Here is a 25,351-nt window from a genome sequence, read left to right on the forward strand (position 1 = left end):
CCGCATCGTCCGCATGACGGTCGCGCCGCTACTGCCCGTAGGAGTTGTCCAAGGTGTATCGGCCGTGGCGAACGGTCAACGTGGCGGAAGTGCCGCTAGCTGCGGGCTGTGTGCTTCGAATGAGGGTGGGGCGTCGGCTTCGTCGGCGCCGAACGAAGGTTGAGGGTCGGGTCCCAGGATGAAATCGAGGTGGCCGCCGGTGGTGGTGAAGGATTCCGGCAGCCATGCCTTGGTCGTGTTCCTGCCGTCGATCCGGAGGGCTTGGACGTATCGGCCGCTACCGTCGCTGTCGATAGAGATCTGCTGACCGGAAGAACGGTGCACCACGATCTCTGGGAAGGCCGGTGCGTGGACGAGCAGTTCCGCGCGGCCGGGAATGACAGGGTAGAGGCCCAGACAGGCCCAGACGTACCAGGCCGAGAGGGTGCCGAGATCGTCGTTGCCGACCAGGCCGTTCGGGTGTGGGCCGAACAGTTCGGTGCGAGCGCGATGGACCACGTCCTGGGTGCGGTAGGGGCGTCCGGCCCACGCGTACAGCCACGGTGTTTGCAGGGATGGTTCATTGCCGAGGTAAGCGAACGGTTCGTGCGGTCCCGCATTCAGTTTCGTGAAGAACGCGTCCAGGCGTTCGGCCGCTCGGTCGGGTCCGCCCATCATCTCGAACAGTCCGCGCACGTCGGCGAAGACCATCCAATGGTATTGCGCGCCATTGCCTTCCACGTATCCGTCGGTGTCTGCCGGATCGAACGCCGCACCGAACGCGCCGTCCGCGGAGCGGGGCTGCAGCCACCCGGTGGCAGGATTGAACAGTTGTTGCCAGCCGTGTGCGCGGCGCAGGAACTTGTCGGCGTTCGCCCGGTCGCCGAGGCGATCGGCCAGTTGGGCGATGCCGAAGTCGGCGATGCCGTACTCCAGGGTGTCGGAGACCTGCCCCGGCACATAGCCGAGCCGCAGGTATTCGTCGTTTCGGGGGCGCTCGGTGTAGCCGGACTTCTCGCCGACGCGCTCGGCTCCGGCGACCATCGAAGCGAGTGCACCATAGACGTCGAAGTCGCGCGCGCCGAATGCATACGCGCTGGCGATGGCCGAGTGGTACGGGTCGCCGTTCATCACGCCGGTGATGGTGTTCTGATGTGACCATCGGTCCCACACGTCACCGATCACGGCTGCGTTGTCGAACATCGACTGCGCGATATCGGAGGCGACGTCCGGGGCGAGCCATGCCAGCAATTGCGTTTGACTGCGATAGATATCCCAGCCGGAGAAGGTGGCGTAGTGATGGTGTCCCGGAAGCACTCGGTGGAGGCTGTCGTCGAACCCGATGTAGGCGCCGTCGACGTCGTCGAAGATGTACGGCTGCAGAAATACGTGATACAGCGCGGAATAGAAGGTGCGCAGCTGGTCGGGATCGCCGCCGGTGACCTCGATCTGGATAAGTCTGCGCAGCCACGCCGCACGAGCCTGCGAGCGGACCGTGTCGAAGTCCTGCGCGGCGATCTCGGCCGCGAGATTGCGTTGTGCGCCCTCGATGCTCACATACGAGAGTCCGGCGCGGATCTGAACCGGCGCAGCCGCGTCGAACTGCAGATAGATGCCGCTGCCGAGTCCGTTGGCAACCAGCTCACCGCGATCGGTACGCCTGGTCGGGGCAGCTCCGCGCACGATGGTCTCGCCGGGGTGCACCTTATCGTCGGTCCAGGTGCCGTACGCGGTGAACGGACGATCGAAGACGGCATGGAAGTAGGCCCGGTAACGGCTGGGCGCTCCGCAAAACCCACCTGTCCGCACCCAGCCGGAGACGGTGTTGCCCAGAATGGCCGCCCCTGCGTCCTCGACGCCGTTGACCGAACCCGTGATATCGAGCAATAGCGTGCCGGGCTTGTTCGCCGGGAACGTGAAGCGGGCGACGCCGGCCCGGGGCGATGCGGTCAGCTCGGTTTCGACCCCGGCGTCGGTGGTGAGCCCGTAGTACCCGGGTTCGGCCTGTTCATTGCGGTGGTCGAAGGTCTGCACGTAGCCGTGCACGGCGGGTGAAACACCGATCGCGCCGGAGATCGGGAGAACCGGAAAGTCCTGCGCACCAGTGCAACCGGGGCCGGAGATGTGGGTCATCGAAAACCCGCGCAGCCGGTTGTCCTCGTATTTGTAGCCGCCGCCCGCCGTCCGAACGGTGTCGGGGCTCCACTGCATCATTCCGAACGGTGTGACCGCACCGGGGAAGGTCATGCCGCCGCCGCCACCATGCCCGAAATCGGTGCCGCCGTCTTGCGTGCCGACGAACGGATTCACCTGTGCTATCGGATCGGCGGCCGTGATCTCCGCCGTGGCGGCGACCGGGACCAACAACGACAGCAATGGAACGACACAGCAGACCAGCCGATGTGCCGACATCCCTCTCCTCGATCAGCGTTCGACAATGTACGAGCGGACCGACGACGCTTGACTCACCCACAGGCGCCGATCTCGAGACCCAAGCGATGACGCCTGGATCATCCTGCCAGCGGGCGACGATTGCGCGGCTCCGACACACCAGCGGGCGTATCCCGCGATGCGTTCGATATCGTTCCGGCGGAATTACCCGATCAGGCAGATGTCTCGGCGACACCACGAGTTGCACCCGCTGTCGCGTCCTCATCACCCACCGCCTCGCCGCGACCCGGTACTGCGACCGCATCCCGGTGCCGCACCACGGTGCACTGGTAGCGGAAGGCACACACGAGGAGCTGCTCGACCGCGGCGGGCGCTATGCGGACGGTCCGTCGACGGTGCCCCTGACTTTCCCGGTGTGGATTACCATGCGTGCCATGGCTTCTGGAGTTGCCGATGACAGTGCGTATGCGGCCCGGGTTTCTCTGCACTTCCTGACAGCTTCAGGATTCGGGGCTCTCCCGTGGGTTCATCGCGACTGAAGCGATTTCAACGGGAACCCACGGCTTTTCGGCGCTCGCAGATCTGGAATGCGGTGGGTTCGTGGCCGGATTCTAGCCGTTCCGGACTGTTCTATCGGCCAGGTGGCTGTTCGATTTCGTCGCTGAGTAGGTGCTCGGCGACGGTCGAGTAGCGCAGGGCGGTCTCGTGGTGGATGTTGAAGACAAGGGACAGGTGCAGTGGGTCCGGTCCGGCGGTGAGGGCTTCGTGCAGGATGCGGTCGGCGCGGATTCGGTCGATGCTGAATCCGTTGTGCCCCAGGGAGAAACGCGCGAATTCGTGGCTGACCGGTCCTGTGCCGTGGACGGTGCGGGGGCTGACGAGCAGGTGTGAGTTGGGGCTGTGCGGCCAGGTGGTGCGGCGGTGGTTGAGCCAAGCTCGTATTGCCCGGTAGGTGAGGTCGCCGACCCTCTGGTTGTGGCCGGCCAGAGTGATGCGGCGGTTGGGCAGATCAACGTCGTCGAGCATCAGGTTTCTGATCGTGTTCGTCCGGGCCGCGTGTTCGGCGGCCAAGGCAAGGGCGAGACGGTCGGATGGCCGGACGGCCAACTGCTCGATGATGCGGATCTCGTCGTCGGTCATCGGCACCATCGCGGGGTCGATGTGTGGTGCTTTGACGCCGATGGTCGGGTTGTCGAAGGTGAGGCCACGTTTCTTGGTGGTTCGGAACAACGAGCGCAGCGCCTGAACTGCGTTGTTGCGCTGGTAGCCGTGCAGCGGCTCGAGGGCGGCGTAGATGTCGGATTTGGTGACTTCCCGCAGGTGACCGTAGTGGGTCGCCCATTGGCGCAGGATCGGCCGAACGTCGCCGAAATAGGCATATAAGGTGGCGGGCGAGCGGGGTCTGGCGCGGGCGTCGCCGTCGAGCAGAACCAGCAGCCAGGATCGGACCGGACTGGCGAATCCGGGCGCGAGATCGCTTGTCGCGCGGTCGATCCAGGAACGAACCGGCGGTGTCGAATCGTCGTGAAGGAGATCCAGATCGGCAAGCACCTCGATCAGCCGTGTCCTGGACACGTGGCGGTGAGGTCGCTGACGGATCTCGCTCACCGGCACCTTGTCACCGGCGGTCCGCCCGTCGAGCACGGTGACCAACCCATCGAGCACGCAGTGCAAGGTCGACGGGCTCCAGCCCCTCGTCGCGGCGAGCTGCTGCGCGTGCTGCGCCGCCGCCCGCAGGGCGGGATCGCTGACGGTCAGCGCTTGGTGCTGCCAGCGTGACGGGAGCGGCTCACCGTTTCTTCGCCGGTAGTAGGAGGCAAGTGCCGAACAGGTTCGGCTGCAATAGATTTTGTCTCGCCGCCGTTTCTCCGGCAGCGGAGTGCCGCAGTGCAGGCAGTTCATCGAGGCGGCAGCGACCTCCCGGTCCGGGCGCGTGGGACGACCGGCCGAACCTCGCCGACCGCCGCAGGCGTGTCCTCGGCCGCCGGAACCGGTGCGGTGACGGTCTCGGGTTCGGGGATGAGCAGTTCCTCGACGCCGCAGCCGAGGACAGCGCAGATGACGTCCAGGTCGCGGAGTTTGACGACATTCGGGTTGCCCGACCACAGCCCGGACATCTTCCCGGCGCTGATAACCAGCTCGCGGTCGGCGAGCATGCGTTGCAGTTCGCTGGCCTTCCAGATGCCGCGGTTGGCCGCGGCCAGGCGCAGGTTCCATTTCATCGGGTGAGTCCTTTCCATCGGTCGGCGACCCGGCGCTGCCCGGTCACCCACGCGTCTTCGACATGGGTGGCGTGGACGTGGATATACCGGGCAGTTGTGGCCGTCCAGGAGTGACCACATAATTCCTGGATCGCGAACAGGTTCATCCCAGCGAGATAAAGCTGGGAAGCGCAAAAATGGCGCAGGACATGCGGTGTCAGTTTCCCGGACCAGGTCAGCAGATGCCGGTCGGCGGCATCGGCGAGGGCACGGCGGAACACGTCGGCGGTCGCGCGCATGGCGGTGCCGTCGGTGTTCTTACGCTCGGACGGAAACAGCGGCGTCCCGTGGCGCGAGGGGTCGATGTCGAACAGACCGAGGACGTCCTCGATGAACCAGCGCAGACTCCGGTCGGCGCCGTTGATCAGCGGCACCAGTCGAGGTTTCGGGCCCTTGCGGCGAGATCCCTTGCCATGGCGGACATTCAGCTTTCCGAACCGGCCCAGCTCCCACCGCACGTCGTCGAGATCGAGCATGCGGGCCTCGTTGATCCGCAAGCCGACATCGGCGGCCAGGCGGGCGACGGCGTAGTTGCGGGCGATCGGGGCGAACTTGCGGCAGGTCGCCAGCTCTGCGCGCCACCCGGCGAACAACTGCTCGATCTCCTCGGCCGTCGGCGGGATGCGTAGCTGCGGATCCACCGACGCCCGCGGCCGGTTGATCTCGTCGAGTGGGCATTCCACGACCCGGCCGGTGAGATTGTGCAGCTCGACCTTGTGTCGCAGCTCCAGGAAGTGGAAGAACACCGTCAGCGCGGCCGCGCGGCCGGTCCGCGTGGATGGCTTCGCCTCCCGCAGCACCTTCCCAAAATAGGTGTCGGCGTCGGAAGGCTCCATCTCCCACAATGGCCGACCGAACCAATCCCGAACCAGCTCAAGGTGATTGACGTCGTTACGGATCGTGGAGTCCACCAGCCCCGCGGAGGCCCGCGCCAGAACAAACCCAGATAGCACGTCGGTCTCGAACGCGGCGAGTTCGTCCTCGGTCGCCGGAGCCCGCAGCTCCCGCAGATCCCGCACCGCCGCGAGCGCCAACCCACGCCTCCTTGATTTCACTCCCAGTGAAGAACTATCGCTACAGCCGTGATCTGATCGGCCGCAGCGAGGCTACTTCAGTCGAGTGATATGGCGCAGGGGAACGAGGAAACCGCCAGGCCCAGGCACGAAACGGCAGGGGGGAGAAGACAGGACGGCTCAGGAACTCGTCGACTGTTGGTTACCATCTCGGCCTTTTGCACCTCTACCCCCGACACAGCCCCGCCCGCTCGGTGCAGTCGAGCGGGCGGGGCGGGAATCGGGCTGCTTACGCTGTGGCCTTGCGCTGGAAAGACGCTCGGGCCCAGAAATATCCGATGACGGCGATGCCGACGCACCAGGCTACGGCGATGATGCCGTTATTGCCGATGTGGCTGCCCATTAGCAGTCCCCGCAGGGTTTCGGTGATCGGCGTGAACGGCTGGTACTCGGCGAACTGGCGGACGCCGGTCGGCATGGAATCGGTCGGCACGAATCCGCTGCCGAGGAAGGGCAGCATGATGATGGGAGTCGGCGCGTTGCTCGCGGACTCCGGGTTGCTCGCCGACGCGCCGAATCCAACGGCCAGCCAGATCAACGCGAACGACAGCAGAGCCAGCAGGCCGAGGACGGCGAGCCACTCGACCGCGTTGGCGGTCGGTCGGAATCCGACGGCCAACGCCACGCCGATCATGCACCCCACCCCCAGCATCGCCTGGATCAGCGAGCCGACGACGTGGCCGGTGAGGATCGACGTCTGGGAGATCGCCATGGTGCGGAACCGGTTGACGATGCCCTTGGTCAGGTCGGTCGCTACGCCGACCGCGGTGGACGCCACCATCCACGCCGGGATCATGAGCAGCATTCCCGGGGTGAGGTAGTTGATGTACTTGCCACCGTGTCCGCCGCCGACGCCCGCGTTCAACGCGTGTCCGAAGAAGTAGTTGAAGATCAGCAGCAACAGGATCGGCATGATGATGATCGAGAAGACCATCGCCGGATAGCGCCGGGCGTGCAGCAGATTGCGCCGCAGCATGGTGAGGGAGTCGTTCGAGGTGTAAGCCAGGGTGGTCATCGCAGTGTCGCTTCCGTTTCCGTGCCGGTGGTGTGGCCGGTGAGTGCGAGAAAGACGTCGTCGAGGTCGGGGGTGTGCACCGACAGGCCCTCGACGGGGATCCGGCTGTGGTCGAGCCGGTCGAGAACGCCGCGCAGCGAGCCGATGCCGCCGTCGCTGGGGACCTGCAGCGTCAGGTCCTGTCCGTTGCGCAGCGCGCCGTCCAGGGTGTTCGCGGCCGCAGCGAGGCTGTCCATGTCCGCGAACTGCAGGCGGATGTAGCCGCCGGGAACCAGGCGCTTGAGCTGATCCGGGGTGCCCTCGGCGACGATCCGGCCGTGGTCGAGCACCGCGATCCGGTCGGCGAGTTCGTCGGCCTCCTCCAGGTATTGGGTGGTGAGGAAGACCGTCATGCCCTCGGCGACCAGGCCGCGGATGATGTCCCACACGGCGCGGCGGCTGCGCGGGTCCAGGCCGGTGGTCGGCTCGTCGAGGAAGATGATGCTCGGCTGGCCGAGGAGGGTCATCGCCAGGTCGAGTCGCCGGGTCATGCCGCCGGAGAAGGTTTGCGCCATCTTGCCGCGTGCGTCGACCAGGTCGAGTTTCTCCAGCAGTTCGTTGGCGCGACGCTTGCTCTCGCGCCGGTCCAGGTGGTGCAGGTCGCCCATGAACAGGAGGTTCTCCTCGGCCGTCATGAGCTCGTCGACCGCGGAGAACTGGCCGGTGACGCCGATCGTGGCGCGCACGGCCTCCGGCTTGCGCGTCACGTCGTAACCGGCCACACGCAGTTCGCCGTCGTCGGCGGGGATGAGCGTCGACAGGATCTGCACGGTGGTGGTCTTGCCGGCGCCGTTCGGGCCGAGCAGCGAGAAGACGCTTCCCGCCGGGATGGTCAGATCGATGCCGTCGAGAACGGTCTTGTCGCCGTAGGACTTTCGCAGTCCGCGGACGTCGATCGCGGTGGTGGACATAGCTGTTCCCTTTCGTCTCTGCCGCAGTCGTCAGGCCGGGCGGCGGACGGTGATGTCGCCGGCGGAGGTGCGCGCCCGCACCTCGGCCTTCTCGTCGGACGGTTCGGGGCGGTCGGCGGTGTCGAGCTCGTTGCGCACTGAGCCGAACTTGGTGTGCAGGTCGAGCAGCGCGGCGGTGCCGCGGCGGATGCCGACCTCCAGCTGGCCGGCGGAGGTCTCCATGGAGACCGATCCCCTGGCGACCTCGCCGATGCGGATGGAACCTGCGGCCGTCTTGGCGGTGACGCCGGATTCCGTGGTGCCGACGATGATGTCGCCGTTGGCCGACTTGACCCGCAGATCGCCGGTGACCGTGTCGATCATGATGGCGCCGTTGGAGGTGTTGATCTCGGCGGAGCCGTCGACGCGCCGGATGCGCACCGCCCCGGAACCAGTGTGGACCTCGACCCGACCGTGGGCCTGCTCCACGGAGATGGTGCCCATGCCGGAGGTCAATTCCAGTGCGCCCGCCGTGTCGACCTGGATGTCGCCGAACCCGCTCTTCAACCGGCAATCGCCGAGCCGGCCCCTGGTGTGGATCGCCCCCATTTCCGTGTCGGCCTGGACTCGTGAGCCACTCGGCACCTCGATCACGACCTCGATCGAGCCGTACTTGCGGCCGAAGATGACCGCCTGCTTCCACAGCGGCGGGCGCGGCGCCTTCACCCGCAGTTGGCCCGCTGAGTAGTCCACCCGGGTCTGCTCGGCGGCCTCGACGTCGAGGAGCCGGTTTTGGCTGACGGGGCGCACCTCGACCACCGTGGTGGGCCGGTCGCTCGCGACGATTCTGATGTCGCCCACGTAGGCCTCGACGACGGCGGAAATGGGTTCGGGAGTGTCGAATTCAGGCATGGCTGTGCCCTCCTGTCGTTGATGTGGTGTGAAATCCCTGGTGGGGGTGTGGGGTGCGAACGTCGTTGACCGCGGCGCTCTGTCAGCGCACCCAGCCCGTAAAGGTCCGTCCGCTCGCGGTGGCGCGGGACCCCTGGCTCGCGACGGGCGGATGAGGCGGAGGCTCCAGCGCCGCCGCTGCCGCCCGGACCAGCCAGGCGTTGACGGAGAGTCCCTCCCGGCCCGCCGCCTCCTCGACCCGCTGCTTGAGCTGATCCGGGAGCCGGACGTTGATCCGCGAGGTGCCACCGCTGTCATCGTGTGGTGCCACTGGTGGCACCACCGGTGCCAGCGTGGCACCGTCCTCCCAGTACTGTTCCGAGGGAGGCGGCGTCACGACGAAGGTCGGATCCACGCCCCGCAACCGCACCTCGACCGAGCCGGGCGCGAGGTCGCGCGTGATCTCGTCGGCGGCGTCGGACAACGCGTTGAGTAAGGCCAGCCGCGTCGCCGAGGTGAGTGTCGAGGTGAGCCGTTCGGCCAGCTCGCGTGCCTCGTCACCGCCCGCCTCCGCGGCGACGACCAGCTCGTACCGAAGGCTTTCGAGATAGGGCCTGAGATCCATGTGAGCCAGTATGGCACCAAAAATGGCTCACCGCAACCCCACGTGGCTCATTCTCGCCCCCGCCGCGAGTCGGGGTGCCGTTATGGATATCGACGTTGGGACCTACTACGGGGACCTGATCGAACGAGGCGTCCCATCGAGGACGTCGGAGGCGGCGTACTGTATGCCCACTTCGCCGATCCCGACGGCAACACCTGGTGCCTACAGCACATGCCCTGGCGATGAAACCAACCAGGGCCGTTCGAACCGGAACCGAGGGTCCGCTGGAGGAGCGCGGAAACCCGCACAGACAAACATGTCTTTGGGGTGGAACCCCGACACCACACCAGTAGCCAGCCGAAACGGCGTCAAGCCAATGTCTCTGGGCGAATTCTTGACACAAGTCCGCCAGGCTCATAGAGGCCATCCAGGCACCAGGATGAACGACTCGACCCCAAACCCACTGATTAAGAGTCAGCTGTGGTCGGCCGCGACGCAGAGATGCATGCGCTGGTCAGTCATCGACGCCGTAGATGCTGCGGCGCATGCTGTCGTGCTGGCGGTACTCGACGAGCTGCCAGAATCGGCCCGGAGCTCCGGGCCGAGTACGAGAGACAATCTCGGCACACAGATGGACAGCGGCGGTGCGCCGACACCCCCACAGGGAGCACCCCATGACGCGGATCGACGAGGGTCGAATGGACACAGAGCGAGGTACCGATGAGTGAGCCGACCGACCTGGACGCCCTGCGACGGCTCATGCCGCCGCCAGCGGACGGAGGCACGACGGTCGACTGGGCTGCCCTCACCGCATCGTGGGGCAAGCCGTTCCCGCCCGACTACCGGCGCTTCATGGAGGTCTACGGCGCCGGCGCGGTGCAGAACTACCTGTCGATCGGCAGGCCGGAGCCCAAGGTGCCGCTGGAGCAGGCACCGCGGGACGGCATAGTGATCGAGACGGCGACCGCCGAGGCCGACTGGGAGACGGAGGAGAAGACACCCGAGCTGGAGGGCACTTCTCCGGTGCTGATCACCTGGGGGGTCGACGCCACCGCGGACATGTTGTGCTGGGACGCGTCGGACGACGATCCCGCCAAGTGGCCGGTCGTGGTCTACAAGCGCAACGGCTCGCTGTGGAGCCGCTACGACTGCGGGATGGTGGAATATCTCGTCCGGAACTTCCGTGCCGAATGGCCGGAGAATCCGCTGGGCGGCGAGTTCCTCTGGGGCGTGAGTGAGGTGACGTTCCAGGCGCGGGGTTGACGCCCCCGCAGTGAGCATGCCGCGTACGGAGGCCAGGACTGGTCACGGTCCGGGCGTCCCGCGTGCGGCGGGCCCGTCGGCTCCCCCGGGACCACGGCCGCGGCCACGCCCGGGTCAGTACGCCGGATCGGGGGTTGATACTGCCCAATCCGGCGCTAAGGAGTTACCGCAGATAACAGCGCACTATGCGCGGTAACTCGAACGGTCGACCTGGCACTTTGGCCTGGGGACTGGTCGACTCTGGAAACTATGCGCGGTACGGCCACGTCGGGGGGCGGCCAGACAGCAAACGCCCAGTTCGATTCGCGCTACCGCCGGATTCCGCGCGGATGCTCGTCGCCTCCCATCACCCGATCACCTGGCGCGTACTCCGGAGGCTGTTCGCTCATATGTTCGAGGATGCCACGTGACGGCGTGGCGCGATACAGCTCCGACAGCGTGGTTCCCAGGTGCTGACCCTCGGTCCGGCTGTTTCGAGGAATACGCGCCCCGGCAACACCGCAGCGCGGGCTTTCATGGGCGAACGCTGATTCGGCATCGGTTCGCCATGGGATGATCCGTGCAGGTCCGACACCCACGCCGGAACAGATCCCGTGAGGAGCCAGACATGGCAGAGCCCACACCCGAAACTGAGCCCGTGACCACCGATGCCGAGAACGCCCCCACCGAGACCGACAAGGCAGCACCCGCACCTCGGATGTCAAACACCATCCTCAACCTCCAGAACGTCACGCAGAACACCACGTCAGCACAGGGTCGTACCGCGGACCAAGACTGGGCTGAATGACGCCTGGTTCGACGGGACGACGTTCGGCGGGCGACGCCATGTTCGACGCGGGGGTTCGGGCGGCGACCAGAACGACTGGAACACCCCCGAGGATTAGCCCGTCGGGCCACCCGGCACTTTAGAACCGTAACCGCACGATGCGGGTGGACCGTTTCATGCCCGGCAGCAGGTTCAAGAGGTGGAACATGCGGCGTACGTTCGCGGGCGCCTTGGCCATCAGCACAGGTGAGTCGTTCATCGGCGCCTCGTCGACGAATTCGAGCCGCGGGTGCCAATCGGCCAGCGCGGCCGGATCGTTGAAGCCGCAGTGGAACTGGGTGTCGTATTTGCGCAGCGTGGGGAGCCATTTCGAGGTGCGCCACGCCCAGACCGCCACCGTGTCGAACTGTATTTGGCCGGTGGGGAAGGCGTCGACGACGCTGGCCAGCAGCCGCCGGACGTCGGTCTCAGTCAGGTAGGGCACCAGTCCCTCGGCGATCATCAGCACCGGCCGGCCGCGGGGGATACGGTCCAGCCAGGTCAGGTCGGTGACGCTGGAGCCGATCAGGGTGTAGTGCTCGCGCGGCGGCAAGAGTTGTTGCCGCAGTTCGATGATGGAGGGGTAGTCCAGGTCGTACCAGTCGACTGTGGCGGGCGGGTCGATCCGGTACACCCGGGCGTCGAGGCCGCAGCCCAGGTGCAGCACCACCGCGTCGGGGTGATCGGCGAGGAAGTTTCGGGCCCAGTCGTCGTGGGCCTTGGCGCGCACCACGACGGCGAGGCCCATCTGGCTGGTGCCGAATCTGCGGTTGTCGTAGTCGGGGTCGAGGCGGCGCATCGCCTGCTCGGCGTATTTGTCGCCGAGGATCGGGTCCGGCAGCCGGTTGTCCAGTGCTTTGGCCCTGAGGACGGGGCTGACGGTCTTCTGCACTCCAACGAGTTCGGTGTCTCGCACACCAGCGACGCTACTGTCGATGTTCGGAGTCGCGTTCAGCGATGTTCGAAGTGCTCTTCAGCAGGACTTATAGCCGCCCGGGCTGGCAGGTGCCGCTGGAATGCGAGGTCGAGCAACGCACTGAAATGCCGATGAGCGCGTATTTCGTGGGTGCAGGCTACTGCCTGCGCAGTTGATCCAGCTGACCTCGGCCGTGCCGCCGCCGTGGATAATTTCCTCGCACGGGAAGACGTGCTGGTTCTGACCGAAGTCCTATTTCGCAGCCCTCGGCCCGCATGAGAACCCCATCGTCCCCTGGTTGTGGCCGGACCAGATCTGCGTGACCCCGGTGATCGTGACCGATCGGCTGTCGGAGTCGCCGGTGCTGCCGTCGTATCCGAAATTGTTCTGCAACAGATTCAAGATCGGGATCACGATATAGCCACTCCCGCACACCGACAAGCCCTTTGAAACATGGGCGGTCCACTACCCGCGTTCGGCGGGTGGACTCTGATCGCCTGTCCGACAGCGCATCTGACGCCGGTACCAAACGCGCGGTTTGTCGAGGAGCTGGGGGCGGGTTGGCAGTTGTGTCTGGCTGCAGGACAGACACGCGGGGACGCTCGGGCGGCTCCGTCCCAGGGGTACGAGCAGCCGAACGGGCATCGACGACACCGACGAAGGAGCGACCACCATGCAACCGAACGAGATCACCGTGATCCTGAACCTCCCGATCAGTCAGGAGCTCCTGGCTCGCGACCTGCTGTGCATGGCCTACGTCGCCCAGGACGGCACACCCCGCAACATCCCCATCGCCTTCACCTGGAACGGCTCACAGATCGTCGTCTGCACCACGAAGAATGCCCCGAAGCTGCCCTCCCTGCGGCACAACCCCGAGGTCGCGCTGACGATCGACACCGAGGTACACCCGCCGAAGATCCTGCTCATCCGCGGCCGGGCGGAGCTGGACGTGGTCGACGGCATCCCGGAGGAGTACCTGCAGATGAACGGCAGCTACGAAATGACGCCCGAGCAGCGCGTCGAGTGGGAGGCCGAGGTCCGCTCGCTCTACGACGGCATGGTCCGGATCGTCATCACTCCGACGTGGGTCAAACTCATCGACTTCGAAACCACCCTCCCCACGTCGAGGAGCTGATCCAGCAGCGGGCCGAGCGTCAGCGCGCCTGAACCGATCAACCCGGCCAGAATGGGCCGTAACGAACCTAAGGACAACATCATGACGATCCACCGGATGGATCACGCCGGCATTGTGGTCGAGGATCTCGCGGCTGCTATCGCGTTCTTCGTCGAACTGGGCCTGGAACTGGAGGGCGAAGCAACAGTCGGTGGCCAATGGGCCGACGACCTCCTCGGACTGGACGGCGTCCGAGCAGACATCGCCGTCGTACGGACTCCGGACGGCCATGGCCGGGTCGAGCTCTCGACGTTCCACTCGCCAGCGACCACCAGCACTGCGCCGAAGGCGCCGGTGAACACCCCGGGCATCCCTCGCCTGACGTTCGTCGTCGACGACGTCGACGACGTCCTCGACCGCCTACGCGCCCACGGCGCCGAACTCGTGGGCACGGTAGCCCAATACGAAGACATCTACCGGTACTGCTACGTCCGCGGCCCCGACGGCACCATCATCGGGCTGGTCGAGGAACTCCACTAAACGACACTCCTCGCCGCAAGGCTCCCGATCAAGCGCCGACAGTGACTCGAACCACCCCGAAGATCAACTGGCAGAGATGATGTCGGCCTTTCACCATGCGCGAACATGCCGCATACCGCGCGGGCCGAAGCCGTTGCCAAGGCTGGCGTCACGTTGTCGGTAAACGATCAATTCTTGGACACTCGTCAGCGCCGATGAGCCCGAAGACGCCTTCGCGCAGGCGATGGGGTTCCGGTAGTAATCGTGCGGAAACAACGGATATGCCCGTAGCCCTAGGTCAGCAATCTTGCGCCTGTTTTCCGCCATTACTACCGGGACCCCATGTCGAGCCGGGCATGCGGATCGAACTGCTGGCCGAGGACAACGATCTGGCGGACCTGATCCGGGTCGTCGAGCGGATCGCGACCGACGCTGAATCAACATCCGAGGTCCAGATCTGGATCACCGACGCGGTAGCGCTGTGACCGTCGCGGGCTCGGCCTGCTCTTGGGCGGCGAGGTCGGCCTTCCAGGTGCGGAAGCCCTCTTCGGTGCGGCCGCGGCGCCAGTAACCGGAGATCGACGCGGCCCACTCGGCGGGCACGTTGCGCTCGCGGCGGATGTAGCGGCGCAGATTGTGCATGACGGACTCGGCTTCGCCGTGGATGAAGACCTGTACCCGGCCCTCGTCCCACGGTGCGTTCCGGACCGACTCAGCGAGCAGTTCACCGGTCGCGCGAGCGCCGCGATGCAGCCAGATCAGTTCCACGCCTGCCGGTTTCGTGAGCGGAAGCTCATCTTCGGGGCCAGACACTTCGACGAATGCACATCCGCGCGCTTCGGAATCCATGGCCTCCAGCGCAGTGGCGATCGCGGGCAGGGCCGCTTCGTCACCGGCCAGCAGATGCCAATCGGCGTCCGCGCGTGGGGAATACGCGCCACCGGGGCCGAAGGCGTCGATGGTCTCGCCCGGCTGGACCGTCGCCGCCCACGGCCCAGCGATGCCCTCGTCGCCGTGATAGACGAAATCCACGGCCAGTTCGCCCGCGACGGTGTCGACGGAGCGGACGGTGTAGGTGCGCAGCACGTCGATGCCGTCGCGCGGGAAGATGAACTTCACGTAGGAGTCGCTGAACGTGCTCGGCTGGAACGCGGCGAAGCCGGGGCCGCCGAGATGGACCCGGATGAGGTGGGGTGTCAGCTGCTCGGTGCGTTGCACGGTCAGGGTGGTGCGGGGCCGGGCCAAGGTAACCTCCGGTTATCAAAATTAGGGTTGCCTTACGGACAGTACCCGGTTGATCGACAAACCGTCGATGGTCATGCCGTGACCTTCTCCTTGATGAGTCCGAACGAGCGGACCCGGTCGTCGATGTCGTAGATTTTCGCGTGATCAGAACGGTCGCCGCGAGCGGGGACTCCCGGTCGCGGCTGCCACCCGGACCGGGTGCCGGTAGCGTGGCGCCTCATGACAGCCTCTGACCGTCAGCTTCAAGCGGACACGGCGCCAACAGACTCGACCGGATCGGGCGAGGAAAGCTACTCCCGGGGACTCAATCCGCGGACCATCCAGATGATCGCCATCGGCGGCGCGATCGGCACCGGCCTCTTCTATGGCGCGGGCGGCGCGATCGAGCAAGCCGGTCCCGCCCTCATCCTGGCCTACCTCGCCGCCGGCCTGGCCATCTTCGTGATCATGCGGGCCCTGGGTGAACTGCTCAGCTATCGGCCGGTATCGGGCAGCTTCGCCGAATACGCGCACGAATTCCTCGGTCGCTTCGCCGGGTTCGTCACTGGGTGGACCTACTGGGCGGTGTGGGTCGCCACCTGCATGGCCGAGATCACCGTCGCGGGCAAGTATGTCCAGTACTGGTTCGATATCGAACCCTGGATCACCGCGCTGGTGGTGCTGGCGGTGATGTTCGGCGCGAACCTGATCTCTGTGCGGCTGTTCGGCGAGGGCGAGTTCTGGTTCTCCACCATCAAGGTCACCGCGATCATCGGCATGATCCTGATCGGTATCGGAGTGCTGATCTTCGGTTTCGGGCATGCCGCCAACCCGACTGTCACCAACCTGTGGGCCGATGGTGGGGCCTTCCCGAACGGTTTCGGACAGTCGCTGCTGGTGCTGCAGATCGTGCTGTTCGCTTATGTGGGTGTGGAATTGGTCGGTGTCACCGCGGGTGAGGCGCACGAACCGCGCAAGACCCTCCGCAAGGCGATCAACACGCTGCCCTTCCGTATCGGACTGTTCTACGTGGGCGCGCTCCTGGTGATCATGTCGGTATCGAGCTGGCGCAACTTCCATGCGGGGCGCAGCCCGTTCGTGGAGGTGTTCGAGCAGATCGGTATCCCCGGCGCGGCGGGCATCATCAACTTCGTGCTGCTGACCGCGGCGCTGTCCTCCTGTAACTCGGGCATCTATTCGACCGGCCGCATGCTGCGCACCCTGTCGTTGCATCAGGAGGCCCCGGCCGCGCTCGGCAAGCTCAGTTCGCGCTCGGTCCCATACGCCGGTATCTCCGCCTCGGCCGCCGCGATGGTCATCGGGGTGATCATCAACATCATCTCGCCGGACAAGGCGTTCGCCTACATCACCTCGGTCAGCACCATCGGCATCATCTTCGTCTGGGGCATCATCCTGGTCTGCCACCTGATCTACCGCAGCCGGGTGCAGCGGGGCCTGCTGCCTGCCAGCGATTATCGGCTCCCGGCCGCTCCCATCACCACGGTCCTCGCGTTGGCCTTCCTGGGCCTGGTGGTCGTATTGCTCTTCTTCACCGAAAGTGGCCGCACCGCGGTGATTGTCGGTGCAGTGTGGGCAGTGCTGGTCTGCGCGGGCTACGTGTTGCTCGACAAGCTCGGAAAGCGGAGTGCCACGTCCGATTCCGCATAGGCGCGCGTCCCGGCGGACCGGTTGACAACGGCGAAGCATCGAGGAGTGCCCATGGTCACGATTATCGGCGGCGGAATCGCCGGGACAGTGCTCGCCGGAGCCCTTGCCCGGGACGGGGTTTCGGTCACGGTATACGAGCGACGGACGGCCGTCGGGGCGGGTGCGTTTCTCGTTCTCGACGGCCGCGCGCACGAGACGCTCGCCGAGCTCGGGGTGTCCGTCGCAGATTTGCAGGCCGTCTCGCACTCTGTGGACGGCCTCGCGGTCCACGAGGTGGCCGGTACGAGTCGTGTCGTTCCCGGTGACGGTCGGCGTATGTACTTTCGCCCGGATCTGATGCGGGTGCACCGGCTTCGCCGCCGCTACGCCCGCCGATCTGCGCTATGACTGTCTGGTCACCGATTTCGACGATGGCACGATCCGGGTCGGCGACCAGAAGGTGCCCGTGGACGGGCCGCTGATTGCCGCGGACGGTATCGACTCGATGGTCCGCGCCCGCCTCGAGCCCGAGCGGCCCGCGGCCTATGCCCACCAGGTCGTGGTCTACGGAGTTACCAACACCCCGGTTCCGCTACCGAGCGAGAAGTCGCTGTTGCACTTCCAAATCCACCGCGTCGGCAATGCGCAGCCGACCGATGCGTTCGGGCATCTGTGGAATGACGAATCGGCGGCCTGGTTCGCCCGAATCACCCGCCCGGCGACCCCGGTGCGGGACATCGGCTTTCACCCGGTCGATGAATGGGTGGACGCGGTCCGTGCCGTCGCACCCGACATCTCCGACCTGGTCGAGGCCATGCTCGACGATACCGACACCGTCCACGTCTCGAACGCACGCAATGTCCCACTCACCAACGCCCGCGCACCCCGAGACGACGTCGTCCTCTGCGGCGACGCCGATCACGCCATCACCCCCGCCGCCGGTGTCGGCGCTCGCGACGCCATCCAAGACGCCCTGGCACTGCATCAGACCATCACCGCCGATACCTCGATTGCGGACGCCATGACCGCCCGCCGCAACCAGATCAACGACGAACGCGCCCAAGTCGCCCGAGCGCGGGCACGCGAGCCGGTCCGGTAGCCACACTGGGGTACACGGCTGCGAGGCTAGAACCGGTGGGGACGGCGCGTCAACCGCTATCGACAGGCTGGAACCCGATCTTCCGCATATCGTGTGGTGGCCCGCGCACAGTCGGATCGTATGGAGGTACGAATGACAACGAAGACGCTGGCCGAATTGGTCCCCGGCGAACTGCCCGCTGGGATCGCCGCCCTTCCCCCTGATGTTCAAGCCGAGCTCGCCACCACCGTCGTGGAGGCCCGGCGTAAGCAAAAGAAAGACCTCGAGGGCGCGGTGATGTCGCTGCTGGACTTCGTGCCCCGCTTCCTGCGCGGTGCGGTGAAGAAGGCGGCCGGACTGTGAGCGCTACCGACCACGTGGCCAACGCCCAGTTGATCAAACTGGCGCGGACACTGTGTGTTCCGGTCGAGCAACTCGCCTACCTCGCCGACGTACCCGACGCGGACATCCGCGCGTTCCGACTCCAGGTCGCCGACCTGCTCTTCGAGTCACAGTCCGGCGGTTTGCGCCGGGTCGCCTCCGCGAGCAAGGTGATTCCCACCCCGGCCATCGCGAAGCTGGTGGCGCGCCACCACAATGCGCTACTCGCGGCGCGTATGTCGGCTGTGCTCGACCCGGCGCATGCGGTGGACGTCGCCAAGCGTCTGCCGGTCGACTTCCTGGCCGACATCGCGTCCCAAATCGATTCCCGCCGGTCGACGCCCCTCATCACCGGGCTGCCCGAAGACACCGTGGTCGCCGTCGCGAAAGAGCTTGCCAAGCGCGAAGATTGGCTCACTCTCGGCGACCTGGTTGCCGCGGTCTCCGACGTCGCGGCACGGGCTACCGAAGCGGTCCTGGACGGCACTGCCCTCGTCCGGTCGGCCTACCTCGTCGACGATGCTGCGAACCTGGAGCGGTTCGTCAACCTGGCTTCCGAAGCAAAAATCGCCGAAATGCTCCGGGCCGCAGCGGAATACGATCTATGGTCGGAGTACCGAACAACCCTGGCGGTGCTCTCGGAATCCGCCACCGATGCGGTGCGCACCGCGGCCCAACAGCTGCCACCCGACCTCCGCGACCGGGCGCTGGCTGAAATCGCGGATTGCCGTCCCGCTTCGTAATAGGCTTCACCGTCGAGCAGTACCGCGATGCGATCGCCTCCGCGAACTACCTGACCAGATCCAGACCGACGGCCCGTTCGTGGCGCACGCGACCCGGATGCTCGTCGAGGCGCGCAAACCCGCCTGACACTCAGGACTTCGCGGCGGGCACAGCTTGCCGGACGGTTCCTCTTGGCTAGGGCGTGTCCTGTAAGAGCGTGTCCGGAAACTAATGAAGGTCGAGTGGTCTGTTTTGCGAGGCGTTTGTGCAAGGGCGACTTCCGGGTCGAATCCGTTGGTGTGGATGAGTTCTCAGAGGAAGCTTCCGCCGCCGTTCACCGCTACCGTCTGCCCGGTGAGGAAACCGTTGCCGATCATCATGAGGACCGCCTGACCGATCTCGTCGGGTGTGCCGATGCGGCCGACCGGCAGACGGTCGGCGACACCCAATTCCTTCAGCGGCACAGCCATTTCCGTGTCGATGAGTCCAGGTGCGACGGCATTGACCGTGATCCCATCGGCGGCAAGACGCGCGGCGTAGCCGCGCGTCAGCCCCTCCAGACCCGCTTTGGACGCGTTGTAATGCACACCGATGCCGCCCGCACCGCGAGCCGCCACGGACGAGACGTTCACAATCCGTCCCCAGCGTCGCTTCCGCATCCCGGGGACTACGGCCTGGGTGCACAGGAACGCCGACTTCAAATTGACCGCCAGCGTCTGGTCGAAGTCCTCTTCGGTGATGTCGTCCACACCGCGGATAGTGGCGATACCGGCGTTGTTCACCAGCACGTCGATAGGACCGAGCTCAGACCCGACCCGCTCGGCCATCGCCTCTACCTCGGCCCGCACGGCAACGTCCGCCCGCACCGCGATCGCTCTGCCCTCGGCCCGTTCGATCTCGGCAACCGTCGCGGCTGCCTCGTCCTGCCTATAGCGATAGTTGACGGCAACCACCGCCCCAGCGCGGGCCAGTGCCTGCGCGATGCCCCGACCGATGCCTCGGGATCCGCCGGTGACCAGAGCGACACGGTTGGCTAGTACGATGCGTTCGTCCATGACAGCGAACGTAAGCCATGGAGTGCGCTCCAGGTCAAGGGCTCGTGTCCGAAACTCATGAAGGTTCAGCGGTCTGTTTCGCGAGGCGTTTGAGCATGTCCGTGTCATGGCGATGTGGACGATGGCTTCGTGGTGGGCGGCGAGCAGCCCAGTACACGGCGAAGGTGAATTCCGCAGCCGATCTCCACACCCGCTGATTGTTACCGTGCGCCCACGCCGCCGGTCATCACCCGCCGGGAGACAGCCGCCCCGCCACCCCGCAGCCAACACCCTGCCCGACTTACAAGCATTCGCCCGTCGCACCGGAACCGCAAGTACGACAACATGACTCGCCCGACGACGACTTCTCGCAATTCGACCGGACCTACCCCGCCGCCGTCGGCGCTCGGCGAGTTTCACCCGCCCGACCGCTACCGTTCACGCGATGGCGAGACGCACCCGGACGCGGCGGCTAGAATCCGAGAATCATTACCGGACTGTCCTTTCGGGGTGAAACATGAGCGGCTCCTTCCATGTCGACACCGGTGCGCTGCGCGGCGCCGCGAGCGACCTCGATGCGGTTGCCCAGCGGATCTCCGGCGTGCTGACCAATCTGACGACCGACACCGTCGGCAACGAGGGGCGCTGGGGCGACGACGACACCGGGCACCAGTTCGCCGACGGAGCGGGCGGGCAGCCCGGATACGTCTCCGCGGCCTCGGTTCTGAAGCAGGCCCTCGACGGGACGGCCGGCCTGCTGAACCAGTACGATCTTCCACCGAAGATCGCAGCGGGCAGCCTCCGCGGTCTCCCGATCCGACAGATCATGCAACGTCTGCAACACCAAGATCGACGCCATCACCGAGACCCCGGAATCGACGGCCGCCCCTTACCCGACGGAAACAAGTCCTCGAACGCATTGTCCGGAAACAGATCCTGGCGATGACCGGCCAAAAATGCGAACATGCTGCCCGACGTCACCAGATGACCAACCAACGCCTGCGCGTCCAACAGCTCACGATCCGCTCGCTCAACACCCTGCACCAAACAATCATCCCAGCTCAAAGTAGGGGTTGCCGCCGCGGTCAGGCGCGCGCACGGACGGCCTGAGCGATCGCCGCGCGCTCGCGGACGACGGTATCCCATGGGCGCCCGGCGGTGATGGCGCCGTCGACGGCGATGTTCTGACCGTTGAGGTAGCGGGCAGCATCACTGGCGAGAAACACTGCGACCTCGGCGATGTCGGTCGGCCGGCCCATGCGCGGATAGGGCTGCCACTGCGAAAGCAGCGGGCCCACCAGCGATTCGGCGTCGCCGGAATCGGCTGCACCCGTGGCCTTGGCGAAGATCCCGGTAGCCACCGGCCCGGGGGAGATAGTGTTGACCCGGATCTCCGACTGGGCCAATTCGACAGCGGCGCATCGGGTCAGGTGAATCAGCGCGGCCTTGGCGATCGAGTAGTCGGGGCCCGAGAATCCGGACCGCAGCCCCGACACGCTCGCTATATTGATGATGCTGCCGGCTCGCTGCAGCACCATGTGCCGGGCCGCCCGCTGGATCAGCAGCAGCGGTGCGCGGACATGCACGGCCATCGCACGATCGAAATCCGTCAGGTCGAGCTCGGTGATCGACACCGCATGGCCGGGCGTCCCGGCGTTGTTGACCAGGCTATCGATCCGGCCGAACTGCTCGATGGTCCGGTCCACCAAGCCGATCGCGTCCGCGACCGCGGTCAGATCGGCCTGGATGAATGTGGCGTTCGGGCCGATCTGCTCCGCGATCCGTGCCCCCTCGTCGGCTCGGCGGCCGGTCACCACCACCGATGCGCCCGCACGGGCAAACGCCGCCGCTGTCGCGGCACCGATGCCGCTTGTGGATCCGGTGACAATGGCTACGCTGCCGTTCAGCGCATTGGTCATGGGCTCCATCCTGTCGACCACGCGCGCGGTCGGCAATTACCCGACAGGTAGTGGACTCATCGGAGAACGGACCGGCGTATCTCGCCCGCATCGACCACTACCGACATTGTCGCTTCCCGGGGAGACGCGCCGATTATTCAGCGGCCTCCTAGTAGTACTTTGTTGCGCGACCAGGGAACGGAGGTGACCTTGTGTAGGTGACCTGTGTTCGTAAGCTCGTCGTCGCTTGCCGGTGTGAGTCCGGTCCGGGTAGCTGTCAGGAGGCCCGGTAGCAGACTGGCGGCTTCGTGGGGAAACCTGCGGGGTCGAAGCCCAGTGTCGAAAGCCCTATTGGGGGAGCAACCGAGCGGTCCGTAGCATTAAGCGAAGCCTGCGGCGTCGTTAACTACCCGTCTTCGGGTGGGCAAAGGGAGTGCCGAGCCGCCAGCATCACGGTGAAGGCCATGGAAGACGCTGAAGACCTGAATGTGCAGGCGTCGAAGAACTCCCCGGCGTATGGGGTGCGGAACGTTCGGATAGTGACGGCGGGAACTGGTGAGGCCCTCCCCGGCCCGGCGACCTGCGGAAATATGTCGCTGGAGGGTGGTGCCCTATAACCGATGACCTCGGGAAATGGGTGGCCTGTCGGGAGGGAGTCGGAGGCGGTCGTAGTACCGATCGAGCCGAACGGACAACAGAACCGTCGGTGAGGGAAGGGCCGCTGCTTCGTCGATGTGTCGTGTTTGTTGAGAGGGGCCTGGTGAGTGCCGGTCATGGCTAGTTCCGCCACGGTGGGGTCCGGGTTGGACCCGGTTCGAGATCTTCAGCATGCGCTGTACCGGGCGGCCAAGGCCGATCCCGGGCGACGGTTTCATTCGTTGCGGGACAAGGTCTTTCGCAGAGACATCCTGTGGCGGGCGTGGGTCGCGGTGCGCGCCAACAATGGTGCACCGGGTGTCGACAAAACCACTCTGGCCGAGGTCGAGCAGTACGGGATCGAGCGACTGCTCGATGAGTTGGCTGCGCAATTGCGGGATGGAACGTATCGGCCGTTGCCGACGCGTCGGGTGTGGATTCCCAAGCCTGGCTCGAAGGAACAGCGGCCGTTGTCGATTCCCGCTGTGCGGGACCGGATCGTGCAGGCGGCGTGCAAGATCGTGCTCGAGCCGATCTTCGAAGCCGATTTCCTACCGTGTTCGTTCGGGTTCCGTCCGAAACGCGGTCAGCACGACGCGCTGCAAGTCCTCGTCGATGAGGCGTGGCGCGGTCGCAGGTGGGTGGTCGAAACGGATATCGCCAACTGCTTTTCGGCGATTCCGCACGAGAAGTTGATACAAGCGGTCGAGGAACGCGTCAGTGACCATGCTGTGCTCAAGCTGCTGCGTGCGATGCTGCGTGCGGGGGTCAGGGCTCCGGCGTTGTCGGTCTGCAAGCCGGTGAGCTGCGGTAATTAGCTGTGCGACACGCCGTTTCGGATGCGAGGCGGACACGGGTGGCTCGAGGAGGATGAAGGTTCCTTAGGCCAGAATCTTCCCCGGAGTCGCCCGTGTCCGTCTGTTCAGTATCCCTTGTCGAGCCCGTTGTGGAGGTGTTGGATCGACGGCGCGTCGAACCGGAAACCCACACGGTCGCACCGTGTTTGCTGGAGGTGCTGAAGACGGTTCCCGACCCGCGTGATCCCCGTGGAATCCGGTACCCGTTGGTGGGGTTGCTGGCGATCATGATCCTGGCCACGGCGGCGGGGATGCAGTCGGTGGCCGGGTTCGCCACCTGGGTGCGTACCGCGCCACCGGAAGTGTTGGCAGAACTGGGCATCCGAGTGCGTCGCCCGAGCGAGAAGACGTTGCGAACCCTCATCGCCAGACTCGACGCCGCGGATCTGGATCGCCGGTTGGGTGACTATTTCGCCGCCGTGGCCGCTGCCGCGGACTCCGGCGGACTGATGGCGGTGGCCCTGGATGGCAAAACCGTGCGCGGGGCGCGCCTGGGCGGGGGCCGCGCACCGCACCTGGTGTCGATCTTCGCCCACCACGCGCGATTGGTCCTCGGCCAGCTGGCAGTCGCCGCGAAGTCCAACGAAATCCCCACGGTGCGAAAGCTTCTGAAGGCAATGAACCGGACCGGGCTCATCGCCACGATCGATGCGATGCACACGCAGGTCGCCACGGCGAAACTGATCTGCGGGCAGCTCAAGTCGCACTATTTGATGACGGTGAAGGCGAATCAGCCCAAGCTGTTGGCTCGCATTATCGCCCAGCCGTGGGCCGAGGTCCCCATCGCCCACCGTGACGCCGACGCCAAGCCATCGCACGGCAGGATCGAGACCCGCACCATGAAGGTGCTGAGCGTGCCGCGCGGGATCGGGTTTCCCTACGCCCGCCAGATCATGCAGATCACCCGCGAACGCGTCCAGGTCACCACCGGGAAACTGACGGTCGAGACCGTATACGCCATCTGCAGTGTCACCTTCGAGCAAGCCAAACCCCGACAGTTAGCCGAATGGTTGCGAAACCATTGGGGAATTGAGAATGCGATCCACTGGGTCCGTGATGTGACCTACGACGAAGACCGCAGCACCCTGCGGACCGGCACCGCTCCGCAAGTCGCCGCGACGCTCCGAAACACGGCGATAAGCCTTCACCGCATCGATGGTGCCGCCAACATCGCCGAGGCCTGCCGGACGACAGCCTTCTCACCGAACAGAGGCCTCCACCTGCTGACGAACACCCAAAACCCTTGGTCGCAGGCTAGTTAGGCGACAACGCCGGAGCCCTGGTGCGGGGGTGATGAGTGGGGGTGTGGTGCGGCGTGAGGTGACCGGAACCCCACAGGGTGGTGTGATTTCACCGCTGATGTGCAACGTGTTCCTGCACCGGGTCGATCGGGTGTGGGATGTGCGCGAGCATGGGGTGCTGGTCCGTTTCGCCGACGACGCTGTTGTGATGTGTCGGACTCGTCAGCAGGCCGAAGCCGCCCTGGAGCGGCTGCGGGAGCTGTTGGCTGAACTCGGGCTGGAACCGAAGGAAGCCAAGACGAGGATCGTGCGCCTCGAGGTGGGTGGTGACGGCTTCGATTTTCTCGGGTTTCATCACCGATGGGTGCGCGCGAAAGGACGCACCGGCGGCAAGGGTGTGGAATTCCTCGCTCGTTGGCCCTCGGACAAGGCGATGCAGCACGCACGGGACCGTATCCGTGGTCTCACGGGAAGCAACCGGACGTTGCTGTCGGTGGACGTGATCGTGGGGGAGCTCAACAGCTTCCTGCGCGGGTGGGCTGGGTATTTCCGATACGGGAACTCCTCGGCCCGGTTCACCAAGATCCGGCACTACGCGCTGGAGCGGGTGGCGGGCCTGCTCGCCAAGAAGCACAGGCGTAGCCGGAGGTTCGGGATGTGGGTGGTTTCCCAGTCCTCGGACAACCAGCTCGGATTGATCAGCCTTGATGGGATCGTGGTCGCGCCCAGGCCCTTTCGGGCTTGGCGGGTGACGCCGAATGCCGGCGGTGAACGGCGTCGGTAAGCCGTGTGCGGGAGAACCGCATGCACGGATTGACGGGCGGGAGCTGGAAACGGAACCAGAACGGCCACGGCCAAGGAGAAGAACGACC

At 65.7% G+C, this 25,351-nt stretch carries 26 protein-coding genes and 1 pseudogene; 13 read left to right on the forward strand and 14 right to left on the reverse strand.

Annotation, left to right across the window (positions count from 1 at the left end):
* Window positions 1-75: 75 nt before the first annotated feature.
* From ACV7NQ_RS33015 to ACV7NQ_RS33050, 8 genes are all read right to left on the reverse strand, one after another.
* On the reverse strand, window positions 76-2,391 hold the full coding sequence (locus tag ACV7NQ_RS33015) for a GH92 family glycosyl hydrolase (RefSeq protein WP_463363130.1): 2,316 nt from the start codon (window positions 2,389-2,391) through the stop codon (window positions 76-78).
* Window positions 2,392-3,000: 609 nt separating this feature from the next.
* Entirely contained in the window at window positions 3,001-4,272 is a 1,272-nt protein-coding gene (locus ACV7NQ_RS33020) for an integrase (RefSeq protein WP_463363131.1), read from the reverse strand.
* Window positions 4,269-4,592, reverse strand: coding sequence for a helix-turn-helix domain-containing protein (locus ACV7NQ_RS33025; protein WP_463357732.1), 324 nt, complete (start codon window positions 4,590-4,592; stop codon window positions 4,269-4,271). Before ACV7NQ_RS33025 ends, ACV7NQ_RS33020 begins: the two co-directional genes overlap by 4 nt.
* Window positions 4,589-5,665, reverse strand: a complete 1,077-nt coding sequence (locus tag ACV7NQ_RS33030) for a tyrosine-type recombinase/integrase (RefSeq protein ID WP_463357733.1) — start codon at window positions 5,663-5,665, stop codon at window positions 4,589-4,591. Before ACV7NQ_RS33030 ends, ACV7NQ_RS33025 begins: the two co-directional genes overlap by 4 nt.
* A gap of 268 nt (window positions 5,666-5,933) precedes the next feature.
* On the reverse strand, window positions 5,934-6,719 hold the full coding sequence (locus tag ACV7NQ_RS33035) for an ABC transporter permease (protein WP_463363132.1): 786 nt from the start codon (window positions 6,717-6,719) through the stop codon (window positions 5,934-5,936).
* Entirely contained in the window at window positions 6,716-7,669 is a 954-nt protein-coding gene (locus tag ACV7NQ_RS33040) for an ATP-binding cassette domain-containing protein (RefSeq protein ID WP_463363133.1), read from the reverse strand. The genes ACV7NQ_RS33035 and ACV7NQ_RS33040 overlap by 4 nt, the downstream gene beginning before the upstream one ends.
* 30 nt (window positions 7,670-7,699) lie before the next feature.
* Window positions 7,700-8,560: a DUF4097 family beta strand repeat-containing protein gene (locus ACV7NQ_RS33045; protein WP_463363134.1), complete on the reverse strand. Its 861-nt coding sequence runs from the start codon at window positions 8,558-8,560 to the stop codon at window positions 7,700-7,702.
* A gap of 82 nt (window positions 8,561-8,642) precedes the next feature.
* A complete protein-coding gene (locus ACV7NQ_RS33050) occupies window positions 8,643-9,164 on the reverse strand; it encodes a hypothetical protein (RefSeq protein WP_463363135.1) in 522 nt (173 codons plus the stop codon).
* Between the two features lie 699 nt (window positions 9,165-9,863).
* Between ACV7NQ_RS33050 and ACV7NQ_RS33055 the strand changes: the two genes are divergently transcribed.
* On the forward strand, window positions 9,864-10,406 hold the full coding sequence (locus ACV7NQ_RS33055; RefSeq protein ID WP_463363136.1) for an SMI1/KNR4 family protein: 543 nt from the start codon (window positions 9,864-9,866) through the stop codon (window positions 10,404-10,406).
* A gap of 607 nt (window positions 10,407-11,013) precedes the next feature.
* The gene (locus ACV7NQ_RS33060) at window positions 11,014-11,193 is read left to right on the forward strand and encodes a hypothetical protein (RefSeq protein ID WP_463363137.1); all 180 of its coding nucleotides are present in this window, start codon (window positions 11,014-11,016) and stop codon (window positions 11,191-11,193) included.
* 118 nt (window positions 11,194-11,311) lie between these two features.
* On the opposite strand, the gene ACV7NQ_RS33065 is transcribed toward ACV7NQ_RS33060, so the two are convergent.
* Window positions 11,312-12,127 carry a class I SAM-dependent methyltransferase gene (locus ACV7NQ_RS33065; RefSeq protein WP_463363138.1) on the reverse strand — a complete coding sequence of 272 codons (816 nt, stop codon included), beginning with the start codon at window positions 12,125-12,127 and terminating at the stop codon, window positions 11,312-11,314.
* A 673-nt stretch (window positions 12,128-12,800) separates the two neighbouring features.
* Here ACV7NQ_RS33065 and ACV7NQ_RS33070 point away from each other — a divergent pair.
* The 3 genes from ACV7NQ_RS33070 to ACV7NQ_RS33080 all read left to right on the forward strand — a co-directional run bounded on the left by ACV7NQ_RS33070 (window position 12,801) and on the right by ACV7NQ_RS33080 (window position 14,245).
* Window positions 12,801-13,262: a pyridoxamine 5'-phosphate oxidase family protein gene (locus tag ACV7NQ_RS33070; RefSeq protein WP_463363139.1), complete on the forward strand. Its 462-nt coding sequence runs from the start codon at window positions 12,801-12,803 to the stop codon at window positions 13,260-13,262.
* 81 nt (window positions 13,263-13,343) lie between these two features.
* Window positions 13,344-13,781: a VOC family protein gene (locus ACV7NQ_RS33075; RefSeq protein ID WP_463363140.1), complete on the forward strand. Its 438-nt coding sequence runs from the start codon at window positions 13,344-13,346 to the stop codon at window positions 13,779-13,781.
* Between the two features lie 335 nt (window positions 13,782-14,116).
* Window positions 14,117-14,245, forward strand: a complete 129-nt coding sequence (locus ACV7NQ_RS33080; RefSeq protein WP_463363141.1) for a hypothetical protein — start codon at window positions 14,117-14,119, stop codon at window positions 14,243-14,245.
* Here the strand turns inward: ACV7NQ_RS33080 and ACV7NQ_RS33085 are convergent.
* Together ACV7NQ_RS33085 and ACV7NQ_RS33090 are read right to left on the reverse strand one after the other, a co-directional pair.
* Window positions 14,223-15,005 carry a siderophore-interacting protein gene (locus tag ACV7NQ_RS33085; protein WP_463363142.1) on the reverse strand — a complete coding sequence of 261 codons (783 nt, stop codon included), beginning with the start codon at window positions 15,003-15,005 and terminating at the stop codon, window positions 14,223-14,225. The two genes, ACV7NQ_RS33080 and ACV7NQ_RS33085, sit on opposite strands and share 23 nt — an antisense overlap.
* Before the next feature lie 71 nt (window positions 15,006-15,076).
* Window positions 15,077-15,226 (reverse strand): hypothetical protein, encoded by a 150-nt coding sequence (locus ACV7NQ_RS33090; protein ID WP_463363143.1) that lies wholly within the window; start codon window positions 15,224-15,226, stop codon window positions 15,077-15,079.
* Here ACV7NQ_RS33090 and ACV7NQ_RS33095 point away from each other — a divergent pair.
* The 5 genes from ACV7NQ_RS33095 to ACV7NQ_RS33115 all read left to right on the forward strand — a co-directional run bounded on the left by ACV7NQ_RS33095 (window position 15,225) and on the right by ACV7NQ_RS33115 (window position 18,833).
* Window positions 15,225-16,652: an amino acid permease gene (locus tag ACV7NQ_RS33095; RefSeq protein WP_463363144.1), complete on the forward strand. Its 1,428-nt coding sequence runs from the start codon at window positions 15,225-15,227 to the stop codon at window positions 16,650-16,652. The two genes, ACV7NQ_RS33090 and ACV7NQ_RS33095, sit on opposite strands and share 2 nt — an antisense overlap.
* A 51-nt stretch (window positions 16,653-16,703) precedes the next feature.
* Complete coding sequence (locus ACV7NQ_RS33100) at window positions 16,704-17,039, forward strand: FAD-dependent oxidoreductase (protein ID WP_463363145.1); 336 nt, start codon at window positions 16,704-16,706, stop codon at window positions 17,037-17,039.
* 58 nt (window positions 17,040-17,097) lie between these two features.
* Window positions 17,098-17,730, forward strand: coding sequence for an FAD-dependent monooxygenase (locus ACV7NQ_RS33105; protein ID WP_463363146.1), 633 nt, complete (start codon window positions 17,098-17,100; stop codon window positions 17,728-17,730).
* Window positions 17,731-17,862: 132 nt separating this feature from the next.
* Entirely contained in the window at window positions 17,863-18,072 is a 210-nt protein-coding gene (locus ACV7NQ_RS33110) for a hypothetical protein (protein WP_463363147.1), read from the forward strand.
* Window positions 18,069-18,833, forward strand: coding sequence for a hypothetical protein (locus tag ACV7NQ_RS33115; protein ID WP_463363148.1), 765 nt, complete (start codon window positions 18,069-18,071; stop codon window positions 18,831-18,833). Before ACV7NQ_RS33110 ends, ACV7NQ_RS33115 begins: the two co-directional genes overlap by 4 nt.
* 291 nt (window positions 18,834-19,124) lie before the next feature.
* Here the strand turns inward: ACV7NQ_RS33115 and ACV7NQ_RS33120 are convergent, their stop codons facing one another.
* From ACV7NQ_RS33120 to ACV7NQ_RS33130, 3 genes and pseudogenes are all read right to left on the reverse strand, one after another.
* Window positions 19,125-19,868, reverse strand: a complete 744-nt coding sequence (locus ACV7NQ_RS33120; protein WP_463363149.1) for an SDR family NAD(P)-dependent oxidoreductase — start codon at window positions 19,866-19,868, stop codon at window positions 19,125-19,127.
* 751 nt (window positions 19,869-20,619) lie between these two features.
* Window positions 20,620-20,891 (reverse strand): annotated as a pseudogene (locus ACV7NQ_RS33125) (transposase); the annotation flags it as partial.
* Window positions 20,892-20,932: 41 nt separating this feature from the next.
* Complete coding sequence (locus tag ACV7NQ_RS33130) at window positions 20,933-21,766, reverse strand: SDR family NAD(P)-dependent oxidoreductase (RefSeq protein ID WP_463363150.1); 834 nt, start codon at window positions 21,764-21,766, stop codon at window positions 20,933-20,935.
* A 752-nt stretch (window positions 21,767-22,518) separates the two neighbouring features.
* Between ACV7NQ_RS33130 and ACV7NQ_RS33135 the strand changes: the two genes are divergently transcribed.
* The 3 genes from ACV7NQ_RS33135 (at window position 22,519) to ACV7NQ_RS33145 (ending at window position 25,263) form a co-directional block, all read left to right on the forward strand.
* Window positions 22,519-23,199, forward strand: a complete 681-nt coding sequence (locus tag ACV7NQ_RS33135; protein WP_463363151.1) for a reverse transcriptase domain-containing protein — start codon at window positions 22,519-22,521, stop codon at window positions 23,197-23,199.
* A gap of 92 nt (window positions 23,200-23,291) precedes the next feature.
* Entirely contained in the window at window positions 23,292-24,500 is a 1,209-nt protein-coding gene (locus ACV7NQ_RS33140) for an ISAs1 family transposase (protein WP_463358437.1), read from the forward strand.
* 31 nt (window positions 24,501-24,531) lie between these two features.
* The gene (locus tag ACV7NQ_RS33145) at window positions 24,532-25,263 is read left to right on the forward strand and encodes a reverse transcriptase domain-containing protein (RefSeq protein WP_463363152.1); all 732 of its coding nucleotides are present in this window, start codon (window positions 24,532-24,534) and stop codon (window positions 25,261-25,263) included.
* The last annotated feature ends 88 nt before the right edge of the window (window positions 25,264-25,351 follow it).

It is taken from the genome of Nocardia sp. Tas62D01 (genome assembly GCF_055232035.1).